Source organism: Pseudomonas sp. B21-053, from assembly GCF_026016365.1.
In the GTDB taxonomy this organism is placed as follows: Bacteria; Pseudomonadota; Gammaproteobacteria; order Pseudomonadales; family Pseudomonadaceae; genus Aquipseudomonas; species Aquipseudomonas nunensis.
In genome coordinates this window covers 473,845-498,457 of record NZ_CP087205.1, presented here as the reverse complement: position 1 = coordinate 498,457, position 24,613 = coordinate 473,845, and the positions used below count along the sequence as shown (strand labels likewise).

Here is a 24,613-nt window from a genome sequence, read left to right as displayed (position 1 = left end):
AGCGGGCTTGCTCGCGAAGCAGGCGCCTCGGTCCGTCAGGTGTACGCAACCATGCATAACCCCTGCGCCGTCATCCCGGTCTACAACCACGAAACCGCCATCACCCCCGTGGTCGAGGCCCTCCTCGCCCAAGGTTTGCCGTGCATTCTGGTAGACGACGCCAGCACCCAGGCCTGCGCAAAAGTACTCGATCAACTGGCGCTGCGCGACAACACCCACCTGATCCGCCTCACCGTCAATCAAGGCAAGGGCGGCGCGGTGATGACCGGTTTTCGCGAAGCCGCGCGTTTAGGCTTCAGCCACGCCTTGCAGGTGGATGCCGACGGCCAGCATGACCTCGCCGACGTCGCGACCTTCATCGAACAATCCCGCGCTTATCCCGAAGCGGTCATTTGCGGTTATCCGCTCTACGACGCCAGCGTGCCCAAGGGCCGTTTGTATGCGCGTTACCTGACCCATGTGATGGTGTGGATCAACACCCTGTCGTTGCAGATCCGCGATTCAATGTGCGGCTTTCGCGTCTATCCATTGCCACCGACCCTGGCGCTGATCAGTTCGGCGAAGATCGGCAAACGCATGGACTTCGACTCGGACATTCTGGTGCGGCTGGCCTGGCGCAATCTGCCGATGCAGTGGCTGCAAACCAAGGTTCATTATCCGCTGGACGGCGTCTCGCACTTTCGACTGTTCCGCGACAACGTGCTGATTTCGAGCATGCACACCCGGCTGTTCTTCGGCATGTTGCTGCGCGCTCCGGTGATCCTCTGGCGGCGGTGGCGCACATGACCGTTAACACGGACAAAAAACACTGGGCCGACCGCGAAGAGCGCGGCAGTTTCTGGCTGATGAAATTCACCGCTTTCTGCGCCAAAGTGCTGGGTCGGCGGCTGTTGAGCCCGTTGCTGTATGGCATCGTTTTGTACTTTTTCCTGTTCGGCCGCAGCGCACGCAAAAGTGCCTGGCAATACCAGCAACGCCTCGCCGACTGGAGTGGCAACAGCGAATTGCGTCCGACCCATTGGCGCGTGTTCGGCCAGTTCATGGCCTTCGCCGATTCCATGCTCGACAAGCTCGATGTATGGAACGGCAAGCTGCGCCTCGAACAGATCGAAATCATCGACCCGGCGCTGTTGCGCACTCAACTACGCGGCGCTCGCGGGCAAATGCTGGTGGGCGCGCACCTGGGCAATCTGGAAGTCTGCCGCGCCCTCGCGGAGATCGGTGAAAAGGTCACCATGAACGTGCTGGTGCACACCAAGCACGCGGAGCAGTTCAACCGTTTGCTCGGCGAAGCCGGGGCGACCAACCTGCGGCTGATCCAGGTCAGTGAGCTGGACCCGGTGATCATGCTGCAACTGCACGAACGCCTGGAGCGCGGTGAGTGGCTGGCGATTGCCGGCGACCGCGTGCCCTTGCATGGCGGGCGTAGCGTGACCGTGGATTTCCTCGGGCATCCGGCGGCATTCCCCCAAGGCCCGTGGCTGCTGGCGGGTTTGCTCAAGTGCAAAGTCAATTTGCTGCTGTGCCTGAAGAAACCCACCGGTGATTATCGACTGACCCTCGAACCGTTCACCGAAGCGGTGGTGTGGAAGCGCAGCGACCGCGAACAGGTCATTCATCAGTGGGCCTCCCGCTACGCCGAACGCTTGGGTCACTATTGCCTTGAAGCGCCTCAACAATGGTTCAACTTTTACCCTTTCTGGAAGACCGATGACGACGCCAACGCTTGAGCCGGTAACCTTCGGCGAACTCCCTTTGCGCATCGAAGACGTGCTGGCCCTGGCCAACCGTCAGGCGCCGACCCGGTTGCAGGCTGACCCTGAATACCGCGAGCGCATCGCCAAGGGTGCGCGCTTCCTCGATTCCCTGCTGGACAAGGAAGGCGTGATCTACGGCGTGACCACCGGTTATGGCGATTCCTGCGTGGTCGCGGTGCCGCTGCATCACGTCGAAGCGCTGCCGCGTCATCTGTACACATTCCATGGTTGCGGCCTGGGCAAACTGCTGGATGCCCAAGCGACCCGCGCGGTACTCGCGGCACGTTTGCAGTCGTTGTGCCACGGCGTGTCCGGGGTGCGCGTGGAACTGCTGGAACGCCTGCAAGCGTTCCTTGAACACGACATCCTGCCGCTGATCCCGGAAGAAGGTTCGGTCGGCGCCAGCGGTGATTTGACGCCGCTGTCCTACGTCGCCGCGACCTTGTCCGGCGAGCGCGAAGTGATGTTCCGTGGCGAACGCCGCGAGGCCGCCGATGTGCATCGCGAACTCGGCTGGACGCCGCTGGTGCTACGCCCGAAAGAAGCTTTGGCACTGATGAACGGCACCGCCGTGATGACCGGCATCGCTTGCCTGGCTTTCGCCCGCGCCGATTACTTGCTGCAACTCGCCACGCGCATCACCGCGTTTAACGTGGTCGCGCTGCAAGGCAATCCGGAGCATTTCGACGAACGCCTGTTCGCCACCAAGCCGCACCCGGGGCAGATGCAAGTCGCCGCGTGGTTGCGCAAGGATCTGGCGATCGACGCGCCCACCGCGCCACTGCATCGCCTGCAAGATCGCTATTCCCTGCGCTGCGCACCGCATGTGCTCGGCGTGTTGGCCGACAGCCTGAACTGGTTGCGCTCTTTCATCGAGATCGAGCTCAACAGCGCCAACGACAACCCGATCATCGACGCCGAAGCCGAACGCGTGCTGCACGGCGGGCACTTCTACGGCGGCCACATCGCGTTCGCCATGGACAGCCTGAAAACCCTCGTCGCCAACGTGGCTGATTTGCTCGATCGGCAACTCGCGCTGCTGGTGGACGAGCGTTACAACCACGGCTTGCCGAGCAACCTGTCCGGCGCCAGCGCTGACCGGGCGATGCTCAATCATGGTTTCAAAGCCGTGCAGATCGGCACCAGCGCCTGGACCGCCGAAGCGCTGAAAAACACCATGCCGGCCAGCGTGTTCTCGCGCTCCACCGAGTGCCATAACCAAGACAAAGTCAGCATGGGCACCATCGCTGCTCGTGATGCAGTCCGCGTGCTGGAACTGACCGAACAAGTCGCCGCCGCGACCCTGCTCGCCGCCAATCAAGGCGTCTGGCTGCGCAGCCAGGCCGAAGACGCACGCCCGTTGCCGCCATCACTCGCCGCCATGCACGAAGAACTGGCCAAGGACTTCCCGCCGGTCATCGAAGACCGTGCCCTGGAAGGCGAATTGCGCCTGTGCCTGAAACGGATCGCCGAGCAACACTGGAGGCTGCATGCGTAGCAAGGGAGTGCTTCACGCCGATACGGAAATCCTCGTGCCGTTCTTTGACGTCGACACCATGAACGTGGTGTGGCACGGCCATTACGTCAAATACCTGGAAGTCGCCCGCTGTGCGCTGCTCGACAAGCTCGGCCACAACTACACCGCGATGGTCGAGTCGGGTTTTGCCTGGCCGGTGATCGACCTGCAACTGCGCTACGTGCGCGGTGCGGTGTTCGGCCAGAAGCTCAATGTGCGCGCCAGTCTGGTGGAGTGGGAGAACCGGTTGAAGATCAACTACCTGATCAGCGACCTGCAAACCGGAGAGCGCCTGACCCGCGCCAGCTCGGTGCAGGTTGCGGTCGATATGAGCAGCCGCGAGATGCAATTGGCCTCGCCGAAAGTGTTCACCGACGCTGTTGAAAGGATGCTGCCATGATTTTCCGGATATTCACCTGTAGCAGCTGGCGAAGCCTGCGTTCGGCTGCGAAGCAGTCGCCTCGCGTTTTACCTGATACACCGCACACACAGGTTTTACGACGGCTTCGCCGCCGGACGCAGCCTCGCGGGCTCGGCAGCTGCTACGCGATTGCGGTGCTGTTGATGGTGGGTTTCGCTTCGCAGGCGCAGGCGTTTGATTTGCAACAGTTGAGCGATCAACTGGCCAAGCCGGATGTGATCCACGGCCGCTTCATCCAGGAAAAACACCTGCGCGCCCTGCCCCAGCCGCTGGTCAGCAAAGGCACCTTCGTCCTCGCTAAAAACCACGGCTTGCTGTGGTTGCTGAAAACTCCGCTGCAACAGGATTACCGGATCAACGCCAAGGGCATTGCCCGGCGCGACGCCAACGGCTGGCAATTGCTGCCGGGCAAGAGTGCCGGTGCCGAACAGAACCGTTTGTTCCTCGCCGTACTGCAAGGTGACAGCAGCGGTTTGCAACGGGATTTCGAGCTCGCGCTGAGTGGCGATGCACAGAAATGGAAGCTGACCCTGACCCCGCGTTCGATGCTGCTCAAGCAAGTGTTCAACCAGATCAACATCGACGGTGGTGATTTGGTGAACACCATCGAGCTACTGGAAACCCAGGGCGACAGCACCCTGTTGCGCATGCAGGACAGCACCAGCGCCCAACCGTTGAGCGACGCGGAGCAACATGACTTTGCCGAGTGAACGGAGTCTCCCGCGGCTGTTCGTGATCCTGCTGCTGGCGGTGCTCGCACTCGCCGGTTGGCAATGGCGTGACGGCGCACCTCTGTCGGCCAACCTGATGGAACTGGTGCCGGGCACGGCACCGGACGCGCTGGAACTGCGCGCCGAACAACGCATGCAAGAACCGCTGAACCGCGAAATGCTGGTGCTGGTCGGCCATACCGATCGCCAGCAAGCCGTGGCCATGGCGCAGAAACTCGGCGAGCAGTGGCAGGCCAGCGGCCTGTTCGAAAAAGTCCAATGGACCTTGCAAGCCGACCTCCCGGCCCTGCGTACGCAGTTGCTGCAAGGCCGGTTGGCGATGCTCTCGGACGTGGATCGGCAACAACTCATCGAGCATCCCGACGCGTTCATCCAACAGCGCGTACAAGCGCTGTTCGACCCCTTCACCGGCTTCAGCCTGGTGCCAAGCCAGGACGACTGGCTGGGCCTGACCGGGCGCATCCAGAACAGCCAGCCGCAACACGGCGCGGTGCAACTGGACATCGGCAGCGGCGCGTTGATTGCCGATGCCGACGGCAAGAGTTGGGTGCTGCTGCGCGCGCGCACCACCGGCAACGCCTTCGACATGAACCTGCCACTGCAAGTGGCCGATTTGCTCAAGCACAGTCGCGAAGAAGCGGCCCAAGGCGACGTGCAATTGCTCGCTGCCAGCGGCTTGCTTTACGCGGCCAACGGTCAGCAACAAGCGACCCGGGAAATGACCTGGGTCGGTGGCGGCGCCACCCTCGGCATCCTGTTGTTGCTGTTGCTGGCGTTCCGGCGTTTGCGCGTGTTGCTCGCGTTCGTCCCGGTGCTGGTGGGGATGCTGTTCGGCATGGTGGCGTGCGTGGCGCTGTTCGGCCATATGCATGTGATGACCTTGGTGCTCGGCTCCAGCCTGATCGGCGTCGCCGTGGATTACCCGCTGCATTACCTGTCCAAGAGCTGGAGCCTGAAACCCTGGAAAAGTTGGCCGGCGCTGCGCCTGACCCTGCCGGGGCTGACGCTGAGCCTGATCACCAGTTGCATCGGCTACCTCGCCCTGGCCTGGACACCGTTCCCGGCGCTGACGCAAATCGCCGTGTTCTCCGCCGCTGGGCTGCTCGGTGCTTATCTGTCGGCGGTGTGCCTGTTGCCGGCGTTGCTCAAGGGTGCGGACCTGCGCCCGGCGCAATGGCCGCTGCGAGTCGCCGAGTGTCTGGTGAACCTGCGTGAAACGCTGCTCAAGCATGTCCGCACGCCGGTGTTGCTGGCGCTGTTGATTGCCTTCTGTGTTGGTGGTCTGTTGCAGCTCAGCACCAAGAATGACATTCGCCAATGGGTCGGCATGCCACAACATCTGACCGACGAAGCCCAAGCGATCGCGCGCATCACGGGCTTCCAGCCCACCAGCCAGTTTTTCCTGATCCGGGCCGCCAATCAGCAGGAATTGCTGGAGCGCCAGGGCGCGCTGAATGATCGTCTGGAACAACTGGTCAACCTCGACAAACTACAGGGCTTCTTGTCCCTCAACCAACTGGTCAGCCAGCCGAGCGAACAGCAGCAAGTGCGCGAGGCGTTGAACAAACTGCCGCAGTTCTGGCAGCCATTGCTCGACGTCGGCGTACCGGTTGAAGCACTGCAAGCCGAGCTGACCAAGTTGCAGGCGCTGCCTGTCGAAGACATCGACGCCGCGCTGGTCGGGCCATTGGCCGAACCCTATCGCACCCTGTGGCTGGGGCCGACCGATGACGGCGGCGTGGCGGCCATGGTCAGCCTGCAAGGCTTGAACAACCCGTCGCTGCTGCGGGTCCAGGCCCTAGACTTGCCGGGCGTTGAACTGGTGGATCGCCTCGGCGAACTGAACAATGTCTTCGCCCAGACCCAGATCAGCGCCGCTGAACTGAAACTGGCTTCCTGCGTGCTGATCGTACTGGTGCTGATTCTGCCGTTCGGCCTCGGCGGTGCGCTGCGAATCGTTGCGCTGCCGCTGCTCGCCGCGCTGTGCAGCCTCGCGTGCCTCGGTTGGCTCGGCCAGCCGCTGACGCTGTTCAGCCTGTTCGGCCTGTTGCTGGTGACGGCCATCAGCGTCGATTACGCGATCCTCATGCGCGAACAAGTCGGCGGCGCCGCTGTGAGCCTGCTGGGCACGTTGCTGGCGGCGCTGACCACTTGGCTGTCGTTCGGCTTGCTGGCGGTCTCCAGCACGCCGGCGGTGAGCAACTTCGGGCTGTCGGTGAGCCTGGGTCTGGCGTTCAGCTTCATCCTGGCGCCGTGGGCTGGACGTCACGTCCACGCCATCCCGGCCGCGGAGCAGACGGCATGATGATCGTGCTGTTCTGGGCGATGGCCCTGGGCATGTTTGCCGTCGCAACTCGCGTCGGCCGGTATTTCGGCTTGATCCCGATTGTCAGCCAGTTGCTGCTGGCGACATTCGGATTGCCGCTGCTGATGTACTTCTGGATCGAGCCGGGCTGGCAGCTCAGCGGCGCGGATCTCATCTCGCCGGTGTGGCTGAAAAATCTCTACAGCCTGAGTTTCGCCTTGCTGCTGGGGCACATTCTCAGCGACGTGATCGACCTGCAACTGGATCGCCAGAGCCTGAAAATCGCCCTGCCGAGTTTCTGTCTGCCGTTCGCCTGCGGCTTGGCGACGGCGGTCTGGATACTGCCGCCGCAATCGTGGCTCAGCTCGTTGGCGGTCGGTCTGGTGTTCGCCATCACCGCGATCCCGGTGTTGTACCTGTACCTGCGGCACATCAACTATCCGCCCGACGCCACACGGCGCCTGGTGCAAACCGCGATCCTGATCGACCTCACGTGCTGGACGCTGTTCGGCTTTGCTCAGGGCAGCCTGCACCTCAGCAGTCTTTTGCTGCCATTGGCCGGCGCCTGTTTGCCGGTGCTGTTGCGCTTGCTCGGTCTGCGCCAGCAGTTGTTGTACAGCGGCGGTTTCTTCGCGCTGCTGGTAGTGGCGGAACACTTCAAACTCAATGCACTGATTTTCGGCATCGGTTATCTGCTGTGCATGGCCGCGCTGAAAATCCCGCTGGTATTGCCGCTGCCGGCGATCTGGATGCATCGCTTGCAGACCTGGATCGCCATCCCGCTGATCCTCACGTTCGGCATCGTGCAGATCAACGTGCACAGCGCCATGGCCAGCCTTGGCTGGTTGCAACTGGCGGCGCTGCTGCTGTTCCCAATCCTCAGCAAACTGCTGGGCAATTGGCTCGGTCTGGGTTGGGCCGGTGTCTCGTCTGACGGTGCCAGCCGCTGGCGCGAAAGCGTTTTACTGAATATTCGCGGGTTGAGCGAGATCGTCTTTCTCAACCTGCTGCTGCAACAACAACTCATCAGCCCGCCGCTGTATTTCGCGCTGATGCTGATGGGTCTGATCGCCACACTGCTGCCGGCACTCGCCGGCATGCACCGAATCCCGCTGAATATCGCCGCCCCGGCAAGGAGCCCCCGTGCCAACCGTTGAAATGGAACATCGTCAGGTCGTCATCATCGGTGCCGGTCCTTCGGGCGCCATCGCCGCCGCACTGCTCAAGCGCAAGGGTCACGATGTACTGGTGATAGAGCGCCAGCACTTCCCACGGTTCTCCATCGGTGAAAGCCTGTTGTCCCATTGCCTGGATTTCGTCGAAGAAGCCGGCATGCTCGACGCGGTGAACGCCGCCGGGTTCCAAGTGAAAACCGGTGCCGCGTTCGCCTGGGGCGATGAATACACGGCCTTCGATTTTGGTGACACCTTCAGCAACGGCAAGCCGACGACGTTCCAGGTGCAGCGCGCCGATTTCGACAAACTGCTGGCCGATCAGGCGGCGTTGCAAGGCGTGGAATTGCGCTACGGCGAAGCCATTGTCAGCGCCGATTTCAGCCTGTCGAAACCGCAGCTGAATGTGTTGCGCGAGGACGGTAGCGAGTACCGCGTCGAAGCGGATTTCGTGCTCGACGCCAGCGGCTATGGCCGCGTGCTGCCGCGCTTGCTCGACCTGGAAGCGCCGTCGAATTTTCCGGTGCGCCAAGCGGTGTTCACCCACGTCGAAGACCACATCGACAACCCGACTTTCGACCGCACCAAGATCCTCGTCACCACCCACCCGGTCCATCGCGACATCTGGTTCTGGACCATCCCGTTCAGCAACGGCCGTTGCTCGGTGGGCGTGGTCGCTGCCGCTGAACATTTCGCCGGTCGCACCGATGATCTGGACCAGTGCCTGCGCGGTTTCATCGCCGAAACCCCAAGCCTCGCCGGCGTGCTGAACAACGCCGTATGGGACACCCCGGCGCGCACCATCGGCGGCTATTCGGCCAACGTCAAAACATTGCATGGCCCAGGCTTTGCGCTGTTGGGCAACGCGGCCGAATTCCTCGACCCGGTGTTCTCCTCCGGCGTGACCATCGCGATGCGTTCGGCGAGCATGGCCACCGGCGTACTGCACCGCCAATTGCAGGGTGAAAGCGTCGACTGGCAAACCGAATTCGCCGACCCGCTCAAGCGCGGCGTCGATACGTTCCGTTGCTACGTCGAAGGCTGGTACACCGGGACCTTCCAGGACGTGATTTTCCATAAGGGCAGCTCGCCGGAAATCCGCCGCATGATCGCCTCGATCCTCGCCGGCTACGCCTGGGATGAACGCAACCCGTTCGTCAGCGAAGCCAAGCGCCGCTTGAAGGTGATTTCGGAATTTTGCGCAAGGGATGCCACATGAGTTACTTGAGCGACAACTACGTCGAAGAAACCCGATTCGGTTTCTGGTTCCTGCGCAGCCACACCTGGCAGCACCATGTGTTGCGGGTCGCGATCAATGATCTGCGGGGGTTGTTCAGTGAGTCGCTGCCGAGCAACCCAGTGTTGCTGGATGCCGGTTGCGGCCAGGGCAAGTCGTTCCAGTATCTGCGCCAGACCTTTGCGCCCCAGCGCTTGATCGGGGTCGATGCGGATCCGCAGAGTTTGAATCTCAGCGCCGAAGAAGCGGCGCGTCAGGACATGACGGTTGAGTTGATCGGCAGTGATTGTGCGACGCTCAACGTGCCGGATGCCAGTGTTGATCTGCTGTTCTGCCACCAGACTTTTCATCATCTGGTGGAACAGGATCAGGCCCTCGCCGAGTTCTATCGCGTGCTCAAGCCCGGCGGCTATCTGCTGTTCGCCGAGTCCACCGAGGCTTACATTGATACGTGGGTGATTCGCTGGTTGTTTCGGCATCCGATGCATGTGCAAAAGAGCGCTGCCGGGTATCTGGAAATGATTCGCCAACAGGGTTTCGAGTTCAGCCCGCAGAACGTTTCTTACCCGTACTTGTGGTGGAGCCGCGCCACGGATTTCGGTTTGCTTGAACGCTTCGGTTTGCGTAAGCCCAAACCCTTTGGCCAGCGGGAAGAAACGCTGGTCAATGTGGTGGCGCGCAAGCCGCTTGAAGGTGCTGTTTGATGTCTAGCGCAATTCAACAAACCTGTGCAAACCCCTGTGGGAGCGGGCTTGCTCGCGAAAGCGGTGGGTCAGTCGACAACAGTGCTGGATGTGCCTACGCCTTCGCGAGCAAGCCCGCTCCCACAGGGTTTGTGGTGTTGCGGCACTTTGTATTGGTGGCTTGTGCTTTGCTGTTGAGCGCTTGCGCCAGCCGCGCGCCGTTGCCTGAACACAACCCCACACTGGCATTGCCGCTGCAATTGCACATCCAGCGCCTGATGGCTGACGATCGCCAGGATTGGGTGTTGGTGATCCAGCAGGAAGGCCCGGCGCTGCGTTGGTCGATGATGGATTTGCTCGGCATTCCCCAGGCCCGGCAGAAACTGGTCGGTGGCGACTGGCAGGCCGATGGGCTGCTGCCGCCGAACCCCGAGGCTCGCGAGTTGTTCGCCGCGCTGTTGTTTGCCCTGACGCCCGAAGGCGAGTTGCAAAGCAACTACCCCGCCGCGTGGCAGCATGGCGGGCAGCGCTCGTTGCCAGAGCATTGGGACGTCCGTTATTCACGACCGCTGAGCTTTGAATTGAATCTGCCCAAAGGTCCGATATACCAGGTCACGCCGCTGAGCGGAGACACGCCATGACCGCCTATTTGAACGCCTTGGGGCTGATCTGCGCCCTGGGTCGCGACAAACGGGAAGTCGCCCGCAACCTGTTTGCCGGCGATTGCTCCGGCATGCGCAGCGAGGCGGGTTGGGTAGTGGAACGTTCGCTGCCGGTGGCCGCCGTGCGCGGAGAGCTGGCACCGATTCCGCCAGAGATGACCCAGCAACGCAGCCGCAACAATCAACTGTTGCTGGAAGCAGCGCTGCAAATTCGCCCGGACATCGATCGCGCGATCCAGACCTACGGCCCTGGCCGCGTCGGCGTCGTGCTCGGCACCAGCACGTCGGGCATCGACGAAGCCAGTCGCGGGCTGGCTCATTACGTCCGCGAGCATGCATTTCCCGACGACTACGACTATCAGCAACAGGAACTCGGTGCGCCGGCGAATTTCCTCGCCGACTGGCTGCAATTGAGCGGCCCGGCCTATGTGATTTCCACGGCGTGCACCTCCAGCGCCCGAGCCTTGATGAGCGCCCAGCGGTTGTTGGACCTGGGAATGTGCGACGCGGTGCTGTGCGGCGGGGTCGACAGTTTGTGCAAGCTGACCCTCAACGGTTTCTCGGCGCTGGAAGCGGTGTCCGAGCAGCGCTGCAATCCGTTCTCGGCCAACCGCAACGGCATCAATATCGGCGAAGCGGCGGTGCTGTTTTTGATGAGCAAAAGTGCCAGCGACGGTCAATCGATTGCCCTGCTCGGCAGCGGCGCCAGTTCCGACGCGCACCACATTTCCGCGCCGGAACCGACCGGCCGTGGCGCCCAGCAAGCGATGCATAAAGCCTTGAGCCGCGCGCATCTGCAACCGTCGCAAATCGGCTACCTGAACCTGCACGGCACCGCTACCCAACACAACGACGCCATGGAAAGCCTGGCGGTCTCCGCGCTGTTCCCGGACGGCGTGCCCTGCTCGTCGACCAAACCGATGACCGGCCACACCCTCGGCGCCGCCGGTGCCCTGGAAGCGGCGTTCTGCTGGCTGAGCCTGAGCGCGGACAATCCCGCACACGCCCTGCCGCCCCACGTCTGGGACGGCCAGCCCGACCCGGACCTGCCGCCACTGAACTGGGTGACCCCGGCCCATCGCCTGGCGTCCATTGCACCCCGCTACCTGATGAGCAATTCGTTTGCCTTCGGTGGCAATAACGTCAGCCTGATTATCGGAGACGCCCCATGATTGACTGGCCGCTCGCCGAACTGCTGCCTCACGCTGGCGACATGATCCTCATCGAGCAGATCCTGTCGTTCGATGACGAGCAGATTCACACCCGCCTCACCGTCAAGCCCGGTGGCCTGTTCAATCGGCCCGACGGCAGCCTGCCGGCCTGGGTCGGCATCGAGTTGATGGCGCAAAGCGTCGCCGCTTATGCCGGTTGTCATGCCCGCGCCCGTGGCGATGCAGTGGAGCTGGGCTTCCTGCTCGGCACGCGTAAATTCGAATGCAACGTCGAACACTTCCCCGCCGGCACCGAGCTGACCATCCATGGGCTGCGCTCCCTGGAAGACGACAGCGGCATGGGCGTGTTCGAATGCCACATCAACGCCCCCGGCATCCACGCCACCGCGCGCCTGAACGTGTACCGTCCGCCCCAGGCCGCGCAATATCTTCAAGAAATCCAAGGAGTCGAGTGATGACTGAATCCGTACTGGTCACCGGTTCCAGCCGTGGTATCGGCCGCGCCATCGCGTTGCGTCTGGCCCAGGCCGGGCACGACATCGTGCTGCATTGCCGCAGCGGTCTGGCCGAGGCTGAAGCGGTTAAAACCGAAGTCGAAGCCTTGGGCCGCAATGCCCGCGTCCTGCAATTCGACGTGTCCGACCGCGCCAGTTGCAAAGCCATTCTCGAAGCCGACGTCGAAACCCACGGCGCCTATTACGGCGTGGTGCTCAACGCCGGGCTGACCCGCGACGGTGCTTTTCCGGCGCTGAGCGAGGATGATTGGGATGTGGTGATGCGCACCAACCTCGACGGTTTCTACAACGTGCTGCACCCGGTGATGATGCCGATGATTCGTCGTCGCGCCGCCGGGCGGATTGTGTGCATCACCTCGGTGTCCGGCTTGATCGGCAATCGCGGGCAGGTCAACTACAGCGCTTCCAAGGCCGGGTTGATCGGCGCGGCGAAGGCGTTGGCGATCGAACTGGGCAAGCGCAAGATTACCGTCAACTGTGTCGCACCCGGCCTGATCGACACTGCCATGCTCGACGAAAACGTGCCGGTGGAAGAACTGATGAAAATGATCCCCGCACAACGCATGGGCACCCCTGAAGAGGTGGCCGGCGCGGTGAATTTCCTGATGTCGGCGGAAGCCTCGTACATCACCCGGCAGGTTCTGGCCGTCAATGGAGGCCTGTGCTGATGAAGCGCGTCGTCGTCACCGGCATGGCCGGCATCACCTCACTGGGCAGCGACTGGGCCACCATTGCCGCCAACTTCGCGGCCAACCGCAGCGGCATTCGCCGCATGGACGAGTGGGATCGGTTCACCGAACTCAACACACGTCTGGCCGGGCCGATCGATGACTTCAAGGTCCCGAGCCACTGGACCCGCAAGCAACTGCGCAGCATGGGCCGCGTCTCGCGCCTCGCTGTCGGTGCGGCTGAGCAAGCGCTGGCCGACGCCGGGCTGTTGGGCGATGAATCGATCAAGGACGGGCGCATGGGCGTCGCGTGCGGCTCGTCCACCGGCAGCACCGATGAGATCAAAGCCTTCGGCAACATGCTGCTCAACTCGGTGGCGGAAGGCCTGAACGCCAACTCCTACGTGCGGATGATGCCGCACACCACGGCGGCGAATATCAGCATCTTCTTCGGCCTCACCGGCCGGCTGATCCCGACGTCCAGCGCCTGCACCAGCGGCAGCCAAGGCATCGGCTATGCCTACGAGTCGATCAAATTCGGACGCCTGCCGCTGATGCTCGCCGGCGGCGCCGAAGAGTTGTGCCCGACCGAAGCCATGGTCTTCGACGCGCTCTACGCCACCAGCCTGAAAAACGACGCCCCGCAAACCAGCCCACGCCCGTATGACAAGGGCCGCGATGGCCTGGTGATCGGCGAAGGCGGCGGCATGCTGGTGCTCGAAGAACTCGAACACGCCCTGGCACGTGGCGCGCACATCCACGCCGAACTCGTCGGCTTCGGCAGCAACGCCGACGGCCAACACACCACCCGCCCAGAACAGGCAACCATGCGCCGAGCGATGGAACTGGCGCTGGAAGACGCCGGTTTGCAGCCGTCGGACATCGGCTATGTGAACGGTCACGGCACCGCGACTGAACAAGGCGACATTGCCGAAACACTGGCGACCAGTGCGCTGTTCGGCGAGCACATGCCGATCAGCTCGCAGAAAAGCTTTCTCGGCCACACCCTCGGGGCCTGCGGTGCGCTGGAGTCCTGGTTCAGCATCGAAATGATGAACCGTGACTTGTACGCCCATACGTTCAACCTCGACGAGATCGACCCGCACTGCGGCAAGCTCGACTACCTGCGCGGCGAATTCCGCCAGATGAGCAACCAATACGTGATGAACAACAACTTTGCCTTCGGCGGCGTCAACACTTCGCTGATCTTCCGCCGCTGGTCGTAACCGATTTAATCAGGGTCAAGGAGACCTCCATGCACTTCAAGAAACTCGCTGCCGCCGCCACCCTGCTGATCTGCGCCATCCCGGCGGTCAGCCAGGCCCGTGATACCCCGGTGTACCTGCCCTTCGACAAGGCCGTCGCCGAAGCCACCCGCACCGGCAAAATCGATGGCAGCGTCAAGTTCTACCTGGCCGGCAACAACCCGGCCGGCAACGTCACCGTCCTCACCGCCGGTTCCGTGACCAACAAGAAAACCAACGCTTTCAACAAGACCGACGCAGTCGCCTGCGAATGGGTCGCGCAATCGGCAATCATCAGCTTGTTCCAGGCCGCCAAAAGCGCCGGGGCGAATGCGGTGACCAACATTGTGAGTTTCTATAAGAGCAATGAGCGTAAAGACGCCAAGAACTATGAGTGCCACGCTGGCGCAATCATGGCCGGTGTTGCGTTGAAAGGGGATTTGGTGAAGGTTCAGTAAGGACCTTGCTGCCCATTGAGGCAATCCTGTGGCGAGCGAGCTTGCTCGCGCTGAACTGCGCAGCGGCCCCAAACTCTGACAGTCACTGAAGATTTTGTGAGTGCTGCGCACTCAAGCGGGAGCAAGCTCCCTCGCCACAATGACAAAGGGCGCCTTTTGGGGCGCCCTTTTTGCAAACTGAAATCCACGAAAACGACTTTCACGCCTTTAACGGTTCAACCTTCCTCGTCAACAACTCCACAAACGCCTTCGCCATCGGCGATTTCTGATCTTTGCGCTGCACCAGCCACACCGCCGACACCGCTTCCGGATCAAGCAGCGGTCGATAGACCACGCCGTCAATCCGCATCCGCTGATACGACGCCGGCAGCACCGACACCCCCAACCCCGCCGCCACCAATCCAATGATGGTCATCGCCTCGCCCGCCTCTTGGGCGAAGTGCGGGCTGAAACCGGCATCCCGCGCCAGGCTCAGCAACTGGGCGTACAGACCACTGCCATAACTGCGTGGGAAAAACACGAAAGGTTCGAGGGCCAGGGCTGACAGGAACAGGCCTTCTTCACTGCCATTCACCAGCGGATGCTTGGAGCTAAGCACGGCCACTAGCGGCTCGCGCATCAATTCCACGACGCTGAGGGAATCCGGTAAGCCGAGTGGTCGCATGATCCCGACTTCGATCGATTCATCCACCAGCGCATCGGCGACTTGGGTGCTGCTCATCTCCCGCAGGTTCAGGTGCACCGCCGGGAAGCGCTGGCGAAACGAGAAGATCGCCTGGGGGATGGTCGAGTTGAACGGTGCCGATGAGGTGAAGCCGATCTTCAGTTCGCCCAACTCGCCAAGTTGCGCTCGTCGGGCGACATCCGCCGCTTTGTCGACTTGCGCCAGCACCAGCCGCGCCTCTTCCAGAAACAACCTACCGGCCTCACTGAGCTCGACCCGACGATTGGTACGCTCGAATAACCGTGCGCCGACTTCCGCTTCCAATGCCTGAATCTGCTGGCTCAGGGGCGGTTGGGAAATGCCCAGGCTTTGAGCGGCGCGGCCGAAGTGCAGTTCTTCGGCGACGGCGATGAAGTAGCGCAGGTGGCGCAATTCCATGAAAACTCCATTAGGTCGTAAAAGCTCTTAAACAGGTCGAATAATATATTGGATTGAATCGTTAGGCAGCTATATGCTTTTTTCATTGCCTGACCGGCTGCGCCCTCCGAGGTCCGAAGTGAAAACTGCTGTCGCCCCACTCGCCCATGAAGTTCCGCCCACTGTGCTGGACGATGTCGTCGCCGAGCTGAACGAGATCTACATCGAAAAAGGCACGCCGATGTTCATGCGCACGGTGCTGGCGCTGTTTTCCGGCGGCTTCGCGACGTTCGCCCTGCTGTATTGCGTGCAGCCGATGATGCCGTTGTTGTCCCACGAATATTCGATCAATGCGGCGCAGAGCAGCCTGATCCTGTCGGTGGCCACTGGCATGCTCGCCATTGGCCTGCTGATCACCGGGCCGATTTCTGACCGGGTCGGGCGCAAACCGGTGATGGTGACGGCGTTGTTCGCCGCCGCGCTGTGCACCATGGCGAGCGCGATGATGCCGAGCTGGGAAGGCGTGTTGATCATGCGCGCGTTGATCGGGTTGTCGTTGAGCGGACTGGCGGCGGTGGCCATGACTTATCTGAGCGAAGAGATCCACCCGCAGCACATCGGTCTCGCTATGGGTTTGTACATCGGTGGCAACGCGATTGGCGGCATGAGCGGACGCTTGATCACGGGTGTCCTGATCGACTTCGTCAGTTGGCACACGGCGATGCTGGTGATCGGTGGCTTGGCGCTGATCGCAGCGACGGTGTTCTGGAAAATCCTCCCGGAATCGCGCAACTTCCGCGCTCGCTCGATGCACCCTCGCAGCCTGCTCGACGGCTTCACCATGCACTTTCGCGATGCCGGCCTGCCGTTGCTGTTCGTTGAGGCTTTTGTGCTGATGGGCGCGTTCGTCACGCTGTTCAACTACATCGGCTATCGCCTGCTGGCCGGGCCTTACAACATGGACCAGGCGTTTGTCGGGTTGCTCTCGGTGGTGTACCTGTCGGGGATCTATAGCTCGGCGAAGATTGGTTCGCTGGCGGACAAACTGGGCCGACGCAAAGTGCTGTGGGCGACGATTGTGCTGATGCTCGCGGGCCTGGCGCTGACCATGTTCACGCCGCTGTCGTTGGTGATCATCGGCATGTTGATCTTCACGTTTGGCTTCTTCGGCGCGCATTCGGTGGCGAGTAGCTGGATCGGGCGCCGGGCGATCAAGGCCAAGGGGCAGGCTTCATCGTTGTATCTGTTCAGCTATTACGCCGGGTCGAGCATTGCGGGGACGGCGGGCGGGGTGTTCTGGCACATCGGTGGATGGAACGGGATTGGGTTGTTTATTGGTGGGTTGTTGGTGATTGCGTTGTTGGTGGCGTTGAAATTGGCGAAGCTGCCGCCGTTGGGCGGTGTAAAGGCCTGATTCGGCCAGCCACAAACAACTGTGGGAGCGAGCTTGCTCGCGATGAGGGCTTCACATTCAACATCTCTGTCGAATGATCTGCCGCCATCGCGAGCAAGCTCGCTCCCACATTAAAACCGAGCGTTTATCAGACTACGAAGATCACTCGTGATACTGCGCCGACAGCTCATGCACCGCGCGGAGGAACGCGCCTGCATGCTCCGGATCAACTTCCGGGGTGATGCCATGGCCGAGGTTGAAGACGTGGCCGCTGCCCTTGCCGTAGCTGGCGAGGATGCGGCCCACTTCGGTGCGGATGGCTTCTGGCTTGGCGTAGAGCACCGTCGGGTCCATGTTGCCTTGCAGGGCGACTTTATTGCCGACGCGATCACGGGCGTTGCCGATGTCGCAGGTCCAGTCCAGGCCCAACGCATCAGCGCCAGCATCGGCAATGCTTTCCAGCCACAGCCCACCGTTCTTGGTGAACAGGATGACCGGAACCTTGCGGCCGTCGTGTTCGCGGATCAGGCCGCTGACGATTTTGCGCATGTAGGCCAGGGAGAATTCCTGATACGCCGCCGCCGAGAGGTTGCCGCCCCAGGTGTCGAAGATCTGCACCGCTTGGGCGCCGGCCATGATCTGGCCGTTGAGGTAGCTGGTGACCGACTGCGCGAGCTTGTCGAGCAGCAGGTGCATGGCTTGCGGGTTGTCGTAGAGCATGGCCTTGGTCTTGCGGAAGTCTTTCGACGAGCCGCCTTCGACCATGTAGGTGGCCAGGGTCCATGGGCTGCCGGAGAAGCCGATCAGCGGCACGCGGCCGTTCAGTTCGCGACGGATGGTGCTGACCGCGTCCATCACGTAGCCGAGGTCTTTGTGCGGATCAGGGATCGGCAGGGCTTCGATGTCGGCCAGGGTGCTGACGACTTTCTTGAAGCGCGGACCTTCACCGGTTTCGAAGTACAGGCCTTGGCCCATGGCGTCCGGGATGGTCAGGATGTCGGAGAAGAGGATCGCCGCGTCCAGTTGCGGATAGCGGTCGAGCGGTTGCATCGTGACTTCGCAAGCGAACTCCGGGTTCATGCACAGGCTCATGAAGTCACCGGCCTTGGCACGGCTGGCGCGGTATTCAGGCAGGTAGCGACCGGCCTGACGCATCATCCATACCGGCGTGACGTCTACAGGTTGCTTGAGCAGGGCGCGAAGGAAACGGTCGTTCTTCAGGGCAGTCATGTCGGCATCCGGAAAAAAAGTGCGGGCATTTTCTCAGAGCGCGACGCAAAAGGCACGGCAAGCGCCGCACCTTTTGTCTATCGGGTCAATTTGTCGCGGTGGAATGCGGTGTTTGGCAACACCCGGAAACCAATGTGGGAGCGAGCCTGCTCGCGAAGAGGGCTTCACATTCAACATCTCTGTTGGCTGATCCACCGCTTTCGCGAGCAGGCTCGCTCCCACAATTAATCCCATTCCAATTTTGGAAAGTGATTAGACGCCCAGGTAATCCAGGATCCCTTCAGCGGCATTACGCCCTTCGAAGATCGCTGTCACCACCAGGTCAGAACCGCGAACCATATCGCCACCGGCGAAGATTTTCGGGTTGCTGGTCTGGTGTTTGTACTTGCCTTGTTCCGGGGCCACGACGCGGCCCTGGCTGTCGGTCTGGATCTCGAACTGTTCGAACCACGAGGCCGGGCTTGGACGGAAACCGAACGCGATGACCACGGCGTCAGCCGGGATGATCTCTTCGGAGCCCGGGATCGGCTCGGGGCTGCGACGGCCACGGGCGTCCGGTTCGCCGAGACGGGTCTCGACCACTTTCACGCCTTCGACGCGGTCTTCACCGACGATGGCGATCGGCTGGCGGTTGTAGAGGAATTTCACGCCTTCTTCCTTGGCGTTCTTTACCTCTTTGCGCGAGCCCGGCATGTTCGCTTCGTCGCGACGATAAGCACAGGTCACCGACTTGGCGCCCTGGCGGATCGACGTGCGGTTGCAGTCCATCGCCGTGTCGCCGCCGCCGAGTACCACGACCTTCTTGCCTTTCATGTCGACGAAATCTTCCGGCGACTTTTCAAAGCCCAGGTTGCGGTTGACGTTGGCGATCAGGAAGTCGAGCGCGTCATGCACGCCCGGCAGGTCCTCACCGGCAAAGCCGCCCTTCATGTAGGTGTAGGTGCCCATGCCCATGAACACGGCATCGTATTCTTCGAGCAGTTGCTCGATGGTCACGTCCTTGCCCACTTCGGTGTTCAGGCGGAATTCGATACCCATGCCGGTAAAGACTTCGCGGCGACTGCTCAACACGGTCTTTTCCAGCTTGAACTCGGGGATGCCGAAGGTCAGCAGACCACCGATTTCCGGGTTCTTGTCGAACACCACCGGGGTCACGCCGCCACGCACCAGCACGTCGGCACAGCCCAGACCGGCCGGGCCTGCGCCGATGATCGCGACACGCTTGCCGGTCGGCTTGACCTTGGACATGTCCGGGCGCCAGCCCATGGCGAATGCGGTGTCGGTGATGTACTTCTCGACCGAACCGATGGTCACCGCGCCGAAGCCGTCGTTGAGGGTGCAGGCACCCTCGCACAGACGATCCTGCGGGCACACCCGGCCGCACACTTCCGGCAAGGTGTTGGTCTGGTGCGACAGCTCAGCGGCCTGGAGGATGTTGCCCTCAGCCACCAGTTTCAGCCAGTTCGGAATGAAGTTGTGCACCGGGCACTTCCATTCGCAATACGGGTTACCGCAACCCAGGCAGCGGTGGGCTTGATCGGCCGAGTGCTGGGGTTTGAAGGGTTCGTAGATTTCCACGAACTCTTTCTTGCGTTGACGCAACAGTTTCTTCTTCGGATCTTTGCGCCCGACATCGATGAACTGGAAGTCGTTATTCAGACGTTCAGCCATTGTTAAAACCTCATCAAACTCTTCAGGCGCATATCACTGCGGATTGGCACGGGTGCTGGAAAGCAACGATTTCAAGTTGGCAGCCTTAGGCTTGACCAACCAGAAACGGCGCAGATAGTCGTCGAGGTTTTCAGCGAGGTTACGACCCCATTCGCTGTCGGTTTCCGCGACGTATTCGTCCAGCACGCGTTGCAGGTGGCTGCGATAGGCTTCCATCGCTTCGCCGCTGATCCGCTGGATTTCCACCAGTTCGTGGTTGACCCGGTCAACGAAGGTGTTGTCCTGGTCGAGCACGTAGGCGAAACCGCCGGTCATGCCTGAGCCGAAGTTGTAACCGGTCTTGCCCAAAACGCAGACGAAACCACCGGTCATGTACTCGCAGCAGTGATCGCCGGTGCCTTCAACCACGGTGTGAGCACCGGAGTTACGCACGGCGAAACGCTCGCCCGCGGTGCCAGCGGCGAACAGCTTGCCGCCAGTGGCGCCGTACAGGCAGGTGTTGCCGATAATGGCACTGTCCTGAGTCTTGTAGACGCTGCCCTTGGGCGGCACGATGACCAGTTTGCCGCCGGTCATGCCTTTACCGACGTAATCGTTAGCGTCGCCTTCCAGGTACATGTTCAGGCCGCCGGCGTTCCACACACCGAAGCTCTGACCGGCCGTCCCTTTGAAGCGGAAGGTGATCGGCGCGTTCGCCATGCCTTGGTTGCCGTGCTTGCGGGCGATTTCACCGGAGATCCGCGCGCCGATCGAACGGTCGCAGTTGCAGATATCCAGGGCGAACTCGGCGCCGCTCTTGTCGTTGATGGCAGAAGTGGCCAAGTCGACCATTTTCTCGGCCAGCAGGCCTTTGTCGAACGGCGGGTTGCGGTCCACCTGGCAGAATTGTGGCTTGTCTGCCGGGATGTGATCGCTGCCGAGCAACGGGGTCAGGTCCAGGTGTTGCTGCTTGGCGGTCTGGCCTTCGAGGATTTCCAGCAGATCGGTACGGCCGATCAACTCTTCGAGGGAGCGCACGCCCAGCTTGGCCAGCCACTCACGGGTTTCTTCGGCGACGTAGGTGAAGAAATTCACCACCATGTCGACGGTGCCGATGTAGTGATCCTTGCGCAGCTTCTCGTTCTGAGTCGCAACGCCGGTGGCGCAGTTGTTCAGGTGGCAGATGCGCAGGTATTTGCAGCCTAGGGCGATCATTGGCGCGGTGCCGAAGCCGAAGCTTTCAGCGCCGAGGATCGCAGCCTTGATCACGTCGAGGCCGGTTTTCAGGCCGCCGTCGGTTTGTACCCGGACTTTGCCGCGCAGGTCGTTGCCACGCAGGGTCTGGTGGGTTTCGGCCAGGCCGAGTTCCCACGGTGCGCCCGCGTATTTGATCGAGGTCAGCGGCGATGCACCGGTGCCGCCGTCGTAGCCGGAGATGGTGATCAAGTCCGCGTAGGCCTTGGCCACACCGGCAGCGATGGTGCCAACGCCGGCTTCTGCAACGAGTTTCACCGAGACCAGGGCCTTCGGGTTGACTTGTTTCAGGTCGAAAATCAGCTGCGACAAATCTTCGATCGAATAGATGTCGTGGTGCGGCGGCGGCGAAATCAGGGTCACGCCCGGCACTGCGTAACGCAGCTTGGCGATCAGACCGTTGACCTTGCCACCAGGCAGCTGACCACCTTCGCCGGGCTTCGCGCCCTGAGCGACTTTGATCTGCAGCACTTCAGCGTTGACCAGGTATTCCGGAGTTACACCGAAACGGCCAGTCGCGACTTGCTTGATTTTCGAGCTCTTGATCGTGCCGTAGCGCGCCGGGTCTTCGCCGCCTTCGCCGGAGTTGGAACGCGCACCGAGGCGGTTCATGGCTTCGGCCAGGGCTTCGTGAGCTTCCGGCGACAAGGCGCCGAGGGAGATGCCCGCAGAGTCGAAGCGCTTGAGCACCGATTCCAGGGGTTCGATCTCGCTGATGTCCAGCGCAGTGTCCAAGGTCTTCACTTTGAACAAGTCGCGGATCATCGACACCGGACGGTTGTCCACCAGCGCCGTGTATTCCTTGAACTTGCTGTAGTCGCCCTGCTGCACAGCGGCTTGCAGGGTGCTGACCACGTCCGGGTTGTAGGCGTGATATTCGCCACCGTGGACGAACTTCAGCAAACCGCCCTGCTGGATTGGCTTACGCGGGCTCCAGGCTTCGGCGGCGAGGGCTTTCTGTTCGGCTTCGATGTCGACGAAACGCGCACCCTTGATGCGGCTCGGCACGCCACGGAAGCTCAGTTCGCAAACTTCTTCGGACAGGCCGATGGCTTCGAACAACTGCGCACCGCGGTACGACGTAATGGTCGAGATGCCCATCTTCGACAGGATCTTCAGCAGACCTTTGGTGATGCCTTTGCGGTAGTTCTTGAACACCTCATAGAGGTCGCCCAGCACTTCACCGGTACGGATCAGGTCGCCCAGCACTTCGTAGGCCAGGAACGGATAGACCGCCGAGGCGCCGAAACCGATCAACACCGCAAAGTGATGCGGATCGCGGGCGGTGGCGGTTTCAACCAGGATGTTGGAGTCGCAACGCAGGCCTTTTTCGGTCAGGCGGTGGTGCACCGCACCGGTAGCCAGCGAAGCGTGGATCGGCAACTTGCCCGGAGCAATGTGACGGTCACTCAATACAACCTGAGTACGACCGGAGCGCACGGCTTCTTCAGCCTGATCAGCGACGTTGCGGATGGCCGCTTCGAGGCCGATGCTTTCGTCGTAGTTGAGGTCGATGATCGCGCGCTCGAAGCCCGGACGATCGAGGTTCATCAGCGAGCGCCACTTGGCCGGGGAAATGACCGGCGAGCTGAGGATTACGCGCGAGGCGTGTTCCGGCGACTCCTGGAAAATGTTGCGCTCGGCACCGAGGCAGATTTCCAGCGACATGACGATGGCTTCACGCAGCGGGTCGATCGGCGGGTTGGTGACCTGCGCGAACTGCTGGCGGAAATAGTCGTACGGCGTGCGCACGCGCTGAGACAGCACGGCCATCGGCGTATCGTCGCCCATCGAGCCAACGGCTTCGTAGCCTTGCTCGCCGAGCGGACGCAGCACCTGATCGCGTTCTTCGAACGTGACCTGGTACATCTTCATGTACTGCTTGAGTTGGTCGACGTCATAGAAAGCCGAACCGTGGTCGTTGTCTTCCATGGTCGCCTGGATGCGCAGGGCATTCTTGCGCAGCCATTGCTTGTACGGATGACGGGACTTCAAGCGGTTATCGATCGCGTCGGTATCGAGGATCTGACCGGTTTCGGTGTCCACGGCAAAGATCTGGCCCGGGCCCACGCGGCCCTTGGCAATCACGTCTTCAGGCTGGTAGTTCCAGACACCGATTTCCGAGGCCAGGGTGATGAAGCCGTTCTTGGTGGTGACCCAACGCGCCGGACGCAGACCGTTACGGTCGAGCAGGCACACCGCGTAGCGACCGTCGGTCATTACCACGCCGGCCGGGCCGTCCCACGGTTCCATGTGCATCGAGTTGTATTCGTAGAATGCCCGCAGATCCGGGTCCATGGTTTCGACGTTCTGCCACGCAGGCGGAATGATCATCCGCACGCCGCGGAACAGGTCGATGCCGCCGGTGACCATCAGCTCGAGCATGTTGTCCATGCTGGAGGAGTCGGAACCCACGCGGTTGACCAATGGGCCGAGTTCTTCCAGATCCATCAAGTCGTTGGTGAACTTGGTGCGACGGGCCACGGCCCAGTTACGGTTACCGGTGATGGTGTTGATCTCGCCGTTGTGGGCGAGGAAGCGGAACGGCTGCGCCAACGGCCATTTCGGCAGGGTGTTGGTCGAGAAGCGCTGGTGGAACACGCAGATCGAGGTTTGCAGGCGCTGATCGCTGAGGTCTGGATAGAAGGCGGTCAAATCCGCCGGCATCATCAGGCCTTTATAAATGATGGTCTTGTGCGAAAAGCTGCAGATGTAGTGATCGACGTCGGCGGCGTTGGCCACGGACGAGCGACGACGCGAAGTGAACAGCTTGATCGCCATGTCCTGATCGCTCAGGCCTTCACCGCCGATGTACACCTGTTCGATCTGCGGCAGGCGCTCAAGGGCCAGGCGGCCGAGGACGCTGGTGTCGATTGGCACTTTGCGCCAGCCGACGAGTTGCAGGCCCGCAGCGAGGATCTCGCGGTTCATGTTCTCGCGAGCAGCTTCGGCTTTGACCGGGTCCTGGTTGAAGAAGACCATGCCCACGGCATATTGCTTGGGCAGTGCAACGCCGAAGGTTTCCTGGGCAATGGCTCGCAGGAACACATCCGGCTTTTGAATCAGCAAGCCGCAACCGTCACCGGTCTTGCCGTCGGCGTTGATCCCACCGCGGTGGGTCATGCAGGTCAGGGCCTCAATGGCCGTTTGCAAAAGGGTATGACTGGGCTCGCCCTGCATATGGGCTATCAGGCCAAAACCGCAGTTATCCTTGAATTCATCTGGTTGGTACAGACCTGCTTTCATAGACACTTTCTCACCAGGCTGCCTCTTATCGAGGCAAATTTCTTTTCAATTCAACCACTTGCCATCCACGCCGAACGTACGTCGGCTTTGCGGGGGCAAAAGGGAGGTCATTGTACACACCGACACTTACGCTCACAAATTTGACGACGAAATGTCGCAAATCTATGTCGCATTTGTGAAAGGTTTAAAGCGATATGCTGTGCTAGTCAAAACTTTTT

General features: G+C 61.5%; 20 protein-coding genes. 16 read left to right on the top strand and 4 right to left on the bottom strand.

Annotation, left to right across the window (positions count from 1 at the left end):
* Nucleotides 1-51: 51 nt before the first annotated feature.
* From LOY68_RS02205 to LOY68_RS02135, 15 genes are all read left to right on the top strand, one after another.
* Entirely contained in the window at nucleotides 52-786 is a 735-nt protein-coding gene (locus LOY68_RS02205) for a glycosyltransferase family 2 protein (protein WP_265042659.1), read from the top strand.
* On the top strand, nucleotides 783-1,730 hold the full coding sequence (locus tag LOY68_RS02200; protein ID WP_163907899.1) for a glycosyl transferase: 948 nt from the start codon (nucleotides 783-785) through the stop codon (nucleotides 1,728-1,730). Before LOY68_RS02205 ends, LOY68_RS02200 begins: the two co-directional genes overlap by 4 nt.
* Nucleotides 1,711-3,255, top strand: coding sequence for an HAL/PAL/TAL family ammonia-lyase (locus tag LOY68_RS02195; RefSeq protein ID WP_265042657.1), 1,545 nt, complete (start codon nucleotides 1,711-1,713; stop codon nucleotides 3,253-3,255). The genes LOY68_RS02200 and LOY68_RS02195 overlap by 20 nt, the downstream gene beginning before the upstream one ends.
* Nucleotides 3,248-3,673, top strand: a complete 426-nt coding sequence (locus LOY68_RS02190; RefSeq protein ID WP_265042656.1) for an acyl-CoA thioesterase — start codon at nucleotides 3,248-3,250, stop codon at nucleotides 3,671-3,673. Before LOY68_RS02195 ends, LOY68_RS02190 begins: the two co-directional genes overlap by 8 nt.
* A 164-nt stretch (nucleotides 3,674-3,837) precedes the next feature.
* Entirely contained in the window at nucleotides 3,838-4,404 is a 567-nt protein-coding gene (locus LOY68_RS02185; protein WP_163907898.1) for an outer membrane lipoprotein carrier protein LolA, read from the top strand.
* The gene (locus LOY68_RS02180) at nucleotides 4,388-6,730 is read left to right on the top strand and encodes an MMPL family transporter (RefSeq protein WP_265042654.1); all 2,343 of its coding nucleotides are present in this window, start codon (nucleotides 4,388-4,390) and stop codon (nucleotides 6,728-6,730) included. Before LOY68_RS02185 ends, LOY68_RS02180 begins: the two co-directional genes overlap by 17 nt.
* The gene (locus tag LOY68_RS02175) at nucleotides 6,727-7,887 is read left to right on the top strand and encodes a sodium:proton antiporter (protein WP_265042653.1); all 1,161 of its coding nucleotides are present in this window, start codon (nucleotides 6,727-6,729) and stop codon (nucleotides 7,885-7,887) included. The genes LOY68_RS02180 and LOY68_RS02175 overlap by 4 nt, the downstream gene beginning before the upstream one ends.
* Nucleotides 7,874-9,121: an NAD(P)/FAD-dependent oxidoreductase gene (locus tag LOY68_RS02170; protein ID WP_265042652.1), complete on the top strand. Its 1,248-nt coding sequence runs from the start codon at nucleotides 7,874-7,876 to the stop codon at nucleotides 9,119-9,121. Before LOY68_RS02175 ends, LOY68_RS02170 begins: the two co-directional genes overlap by 14 nt.
* On the top strand, nucleotides 9,118-9,843 hold the full coding sequence (locus LOY68_RS02165) for a class I SAM-dependent methyltransferase (protein WP_265042651.1): 726 nt from the start codon (nucleotides 9,118-9,120) through the stop codon (nucleotides 9,841-9,843). The genes LOY68_RS02170 and LOY68_RS02165 overlap by 4 nt, the downstream gene beginning before the upstream one ends.
* Entirely contained in the window at nucleotides 9,843-10,463 is a 621-nt protein-coding gene (locus LOY68_RS02160) for a hypothetical protein (RefSeq protein ID WP_265042650.1), read from the top strand. Before LOY68_RS02165 ends, LOY68_RS02160 begins: the two co-directional genes overlap by 1 nt.
* The gene (locus tag LOY68_RS02155) at nucleotides 10,460-11,656 is read left to right on the top strand and encodes a beta-ketoacyl-[acyl-carrier-protein] synthase family protein (RefSeq protein ID WP_265042649.1); all 1,197 of its coding nucleotides are present in this window, start codon (nucleotides 10,460-10,462) and stop codon (nucleotides 11,654-11,656) included. Before LOY68_RS02160 ends, LOY68_RS02155 begins: the two co-directional genes overlap by 4 nt.
* Nucleotides 11,653-12,111: a hotdog family protein gene (locus LOY68_RS02150; RefSeq protein WP_054053151.1), complete on the top strand. Its 459-nt coding sequence runs from the start codon at nucleotides 11,653-11,655 to the stop codon at nucleotides 12,109-12,111. Before LOY68_RS02155 ends, LOY68_RS02150 begins: the two co-directional genes overlap by 4 nt.
* Nucleotides 12,111-12,839, top strand: coding sequence for a 3-oxoacyl-ACP reductase FabG (gene fabG / locus LOY68_RS02145; RefSeq protein ID WP_054053149.1), 729 nt, complete (start codon nucleotides 12,111-12,113; stop codon nucleotides 12,837-12,839). The genes LOY68_RS02150 and fabG overlap by 1 nt, the downstream gene beginning before the upstream one ends.
* Nucleotides 12,839-14,065 carry a beta-ketoacyl-ACP synthase gene (locus LOY68_RS02140; protein ID WP_054616452.1) on the top strand — a complete coding sequence of 409 codons (1,227 nt, stop codon included), beginning with the start codon at nucleotides 12,839-12,841 and terminating at the stop codon, nucleotides 14,063-14,065. Before fabG ends, LOY68_RS02140 begins: the two co-directional genes overlap by 1 nt.
* Before the next feature lie 29 nt (nucleotides 14,066-14,094).
* Nucleotides 14,095-14,541 carry a hypothetical protein gene (locus LOY68_RS02135; protein ID WP_054053145.1) on the top strand — a complete coding sequence of 149 codons (447 nt, stop codon included), beginning with the start codon at nucleotides 14,095-14,097 and terminating at the stop codon, nucleotides 14,539-14,541.
* Between the two features lie 199 nt (nucleotides 14,542-14,740).
* On the opposite strand, the gene LOY68_RS02130 is transcribed toward LOY68_RS02135, so the two are convergent.
* Nucleotides 14,741-15,643: a LysR family transcriptional regulator gene (locus LOY68_RS02130; RefSeq protein WP_265042644.1), complete on the bottom strand. Its 903-nt coding sequence runs from the start codon at nucleotides 15,641-15,643 to the stop codon at nucleotides 14,741-14,743.
* Between the two features lie 118 nt (nucleotides 15,644-15,761).
* On the opposite strand from LOY68_RS02130, the gene LOY68_RS02125 reads away from it, so the two are divergent.
* Entirely contained in the window at nucleotides 15,762-17,036 is a 1,275-nt protein-coding gene (locus LOY68_RS02125; RefSeq protein WP_265042642.1) for an MFS transporter, read from the top strand.
* 141 nt (nucleotides 17,037-17,177) lie between these two features.
* Here LOY68_RS02125 and hemE read toward each other — a convergent pair whose 3' ends face one another.
* The 3 genes from hemE to gltB all read right to left on the bottom strand — a co-directional run bounded on the left by hemE (nucleotide 17,178) and on the right by gltB (nucleotide 24,395).
* Entirely contained in the window at nucleotides 17,178-18,245 is a 1,068-nt protein-coding gene (gene hemE, locus LOY68_RS02120; RefSeq protein ID WP_265042641.1) for a uroporphyrinogen decarboxylase, read from the bottom strand.
* 252 nt (nucleotides 18,246-18,497) lie between these two features.
* Nucleotides 18,498-19,916 (bottom strand): FAD-dependent oxidoreductase, encoded by a 1,419-nt coding sequence (locus tag LOY68_RS02115; protein WP_265042640.1) that lies wholly within the window; start codon nucleotides 19,914-19,916, stop codon nucleotides 18,498-18,500.
* Nucleotides 19,917-19,949: 33 nt separating this feature from the next.
* A complete protein-coding gene (gltB, locus tag LOY68_RS02110; RefSeq protein WP_265042638.1) occupies nucleotides 19,950-24,395 on the bottom strand; it encodes a glutamate synthase large subunit in 4,446 nt (1,481 codons plus the stop codon).
* Between the last annotated feature and the right edge of the window lie 218 nt (nucleotides 24,396-24,613).

Bases quoted from the DNA above. Each gene is read 5' to 3' on its own strand.
- LOY68_RS02205 (WP_265042659.1), top strand. From the start codon at position 52: ATGCATAACCCCTGCGCCGTCATCCCGGTCTACAACCACGAAACCGCC.
- LOY68_RS02200 (WP_163907899.1), top strand. From the start codon at position 783: ATGACCGTTAACACGGACAAAAAACACTGGGCCGACCGCGAAGAGCGC.
- LOY68_RS02195 (WP_265042657.1), top strand. From the start codon at position 1,711: ATGACGACGCCAACGCTTGAGCCGGTAACCTTCGGCGAACTCCCTTTG.
- LOY68_RS02190 (WP_265042656.1), top strand. From the start codon at position 3,248: ATGCGTAGCAAGGGAGTGCTTCACGCCGATACGGAAATCCTCGTGCCG.
- LOY68_RS02185 (WP_163907898.1), top strand. From the start codon at position 3,838: ATGGTGGGTTTCGCTTCGCAGGCGCAGGCGTTTGATTTGCAACAGTTG.
- LOY68_RS02180 (WP_265042654.1), top strand. From the start codon at position 4,388: ATGACTTTGCCGAGTGAACGGAGTCTCCCGCGGCTGTTCGTGATCCTG.
- LOY68_RS02175 (WP_265042653.1), top strand. From the start codon at position 6,727: ATGATGATCGTGCTGTTCTGGGCGATGGCCCTGGGCATGTTTGCCGTC.
- LOY68_RS02165 (WP_265042651.1), top strand. From the start codon at position 9,118: ATGAGTTACTTGAGCGACAACTACGTCGAAGAAACCCGATTCGGTTTC.
- LOY68_RS02160 (WP_265042650.1), top strand. From the start codon at position 9,843: ATGTCTAGCGCAATTCAACAAACCTGTGCAAACCCCTGTGGGAGCGGG.
- LOY68_RS02155 (WP_265042649.1), top strand. From the start codon at position 10,460: ATGACCGCCTATTTGAACGCCTTGGGGCTGATCTGCGCCCTGGGTCGC.
- LOY68_RS02150 (WP_054053151.1), top strand. From the start codon at position 11,653: ATGATTGACTGGCCGCTCGCCGAACTGCTGCCTCACGCTGGCGACATG.
- fabG (WP_054053149.1), top strand. From the start codon at position 12,111: ATGACTGAATCCGTACTGGTCACCGGTTCCAGCCGTGGTATCGGCCGC.
- LOY68_RS02140 (WP_054616452.1), top strand. From the start codon at position 12,839: ATGAAGCGCGTCGTCGTCACCGGCATGGCCGGCATCACCTCACTGGGC.
- LOY68_RS02135 (WP_054053145.1), top strand. From the start codon at position 14,095: ATGCACTTCAAGAAACTCGCTGCCGCCGCCACCCTGCTGATCTGCGCC.
- LOY68_RS02130 (WP_265042644.1), bottom strand. From the start codon at position 15,643: ATGGAATTGCGCCACCTGCGCTACTTCATCGCCGTCGCCGAAGAACTG.
- hemE (WP_265042641.1), bottom strand. From the start codon at position 18,245: ATGACTGCCCTGAAGAACGACCGTTTCCTTCGCGCCCTGCTCAAGCAA.
- LOY68_RS02115 (WP_265042640.1), bottom strand. From the start codon at position 19,916: ATGGCTGAACGTCTGAATAACGACTTCCAGTTCATCGATGTCGGGCGC.
- gltB (WP_265042638.1), bottom strand. From the start codon at position 24,395: ATGAAAGCAGGTCTGTACCAACCAGATGAATTCAAGGATAACTGCGGT.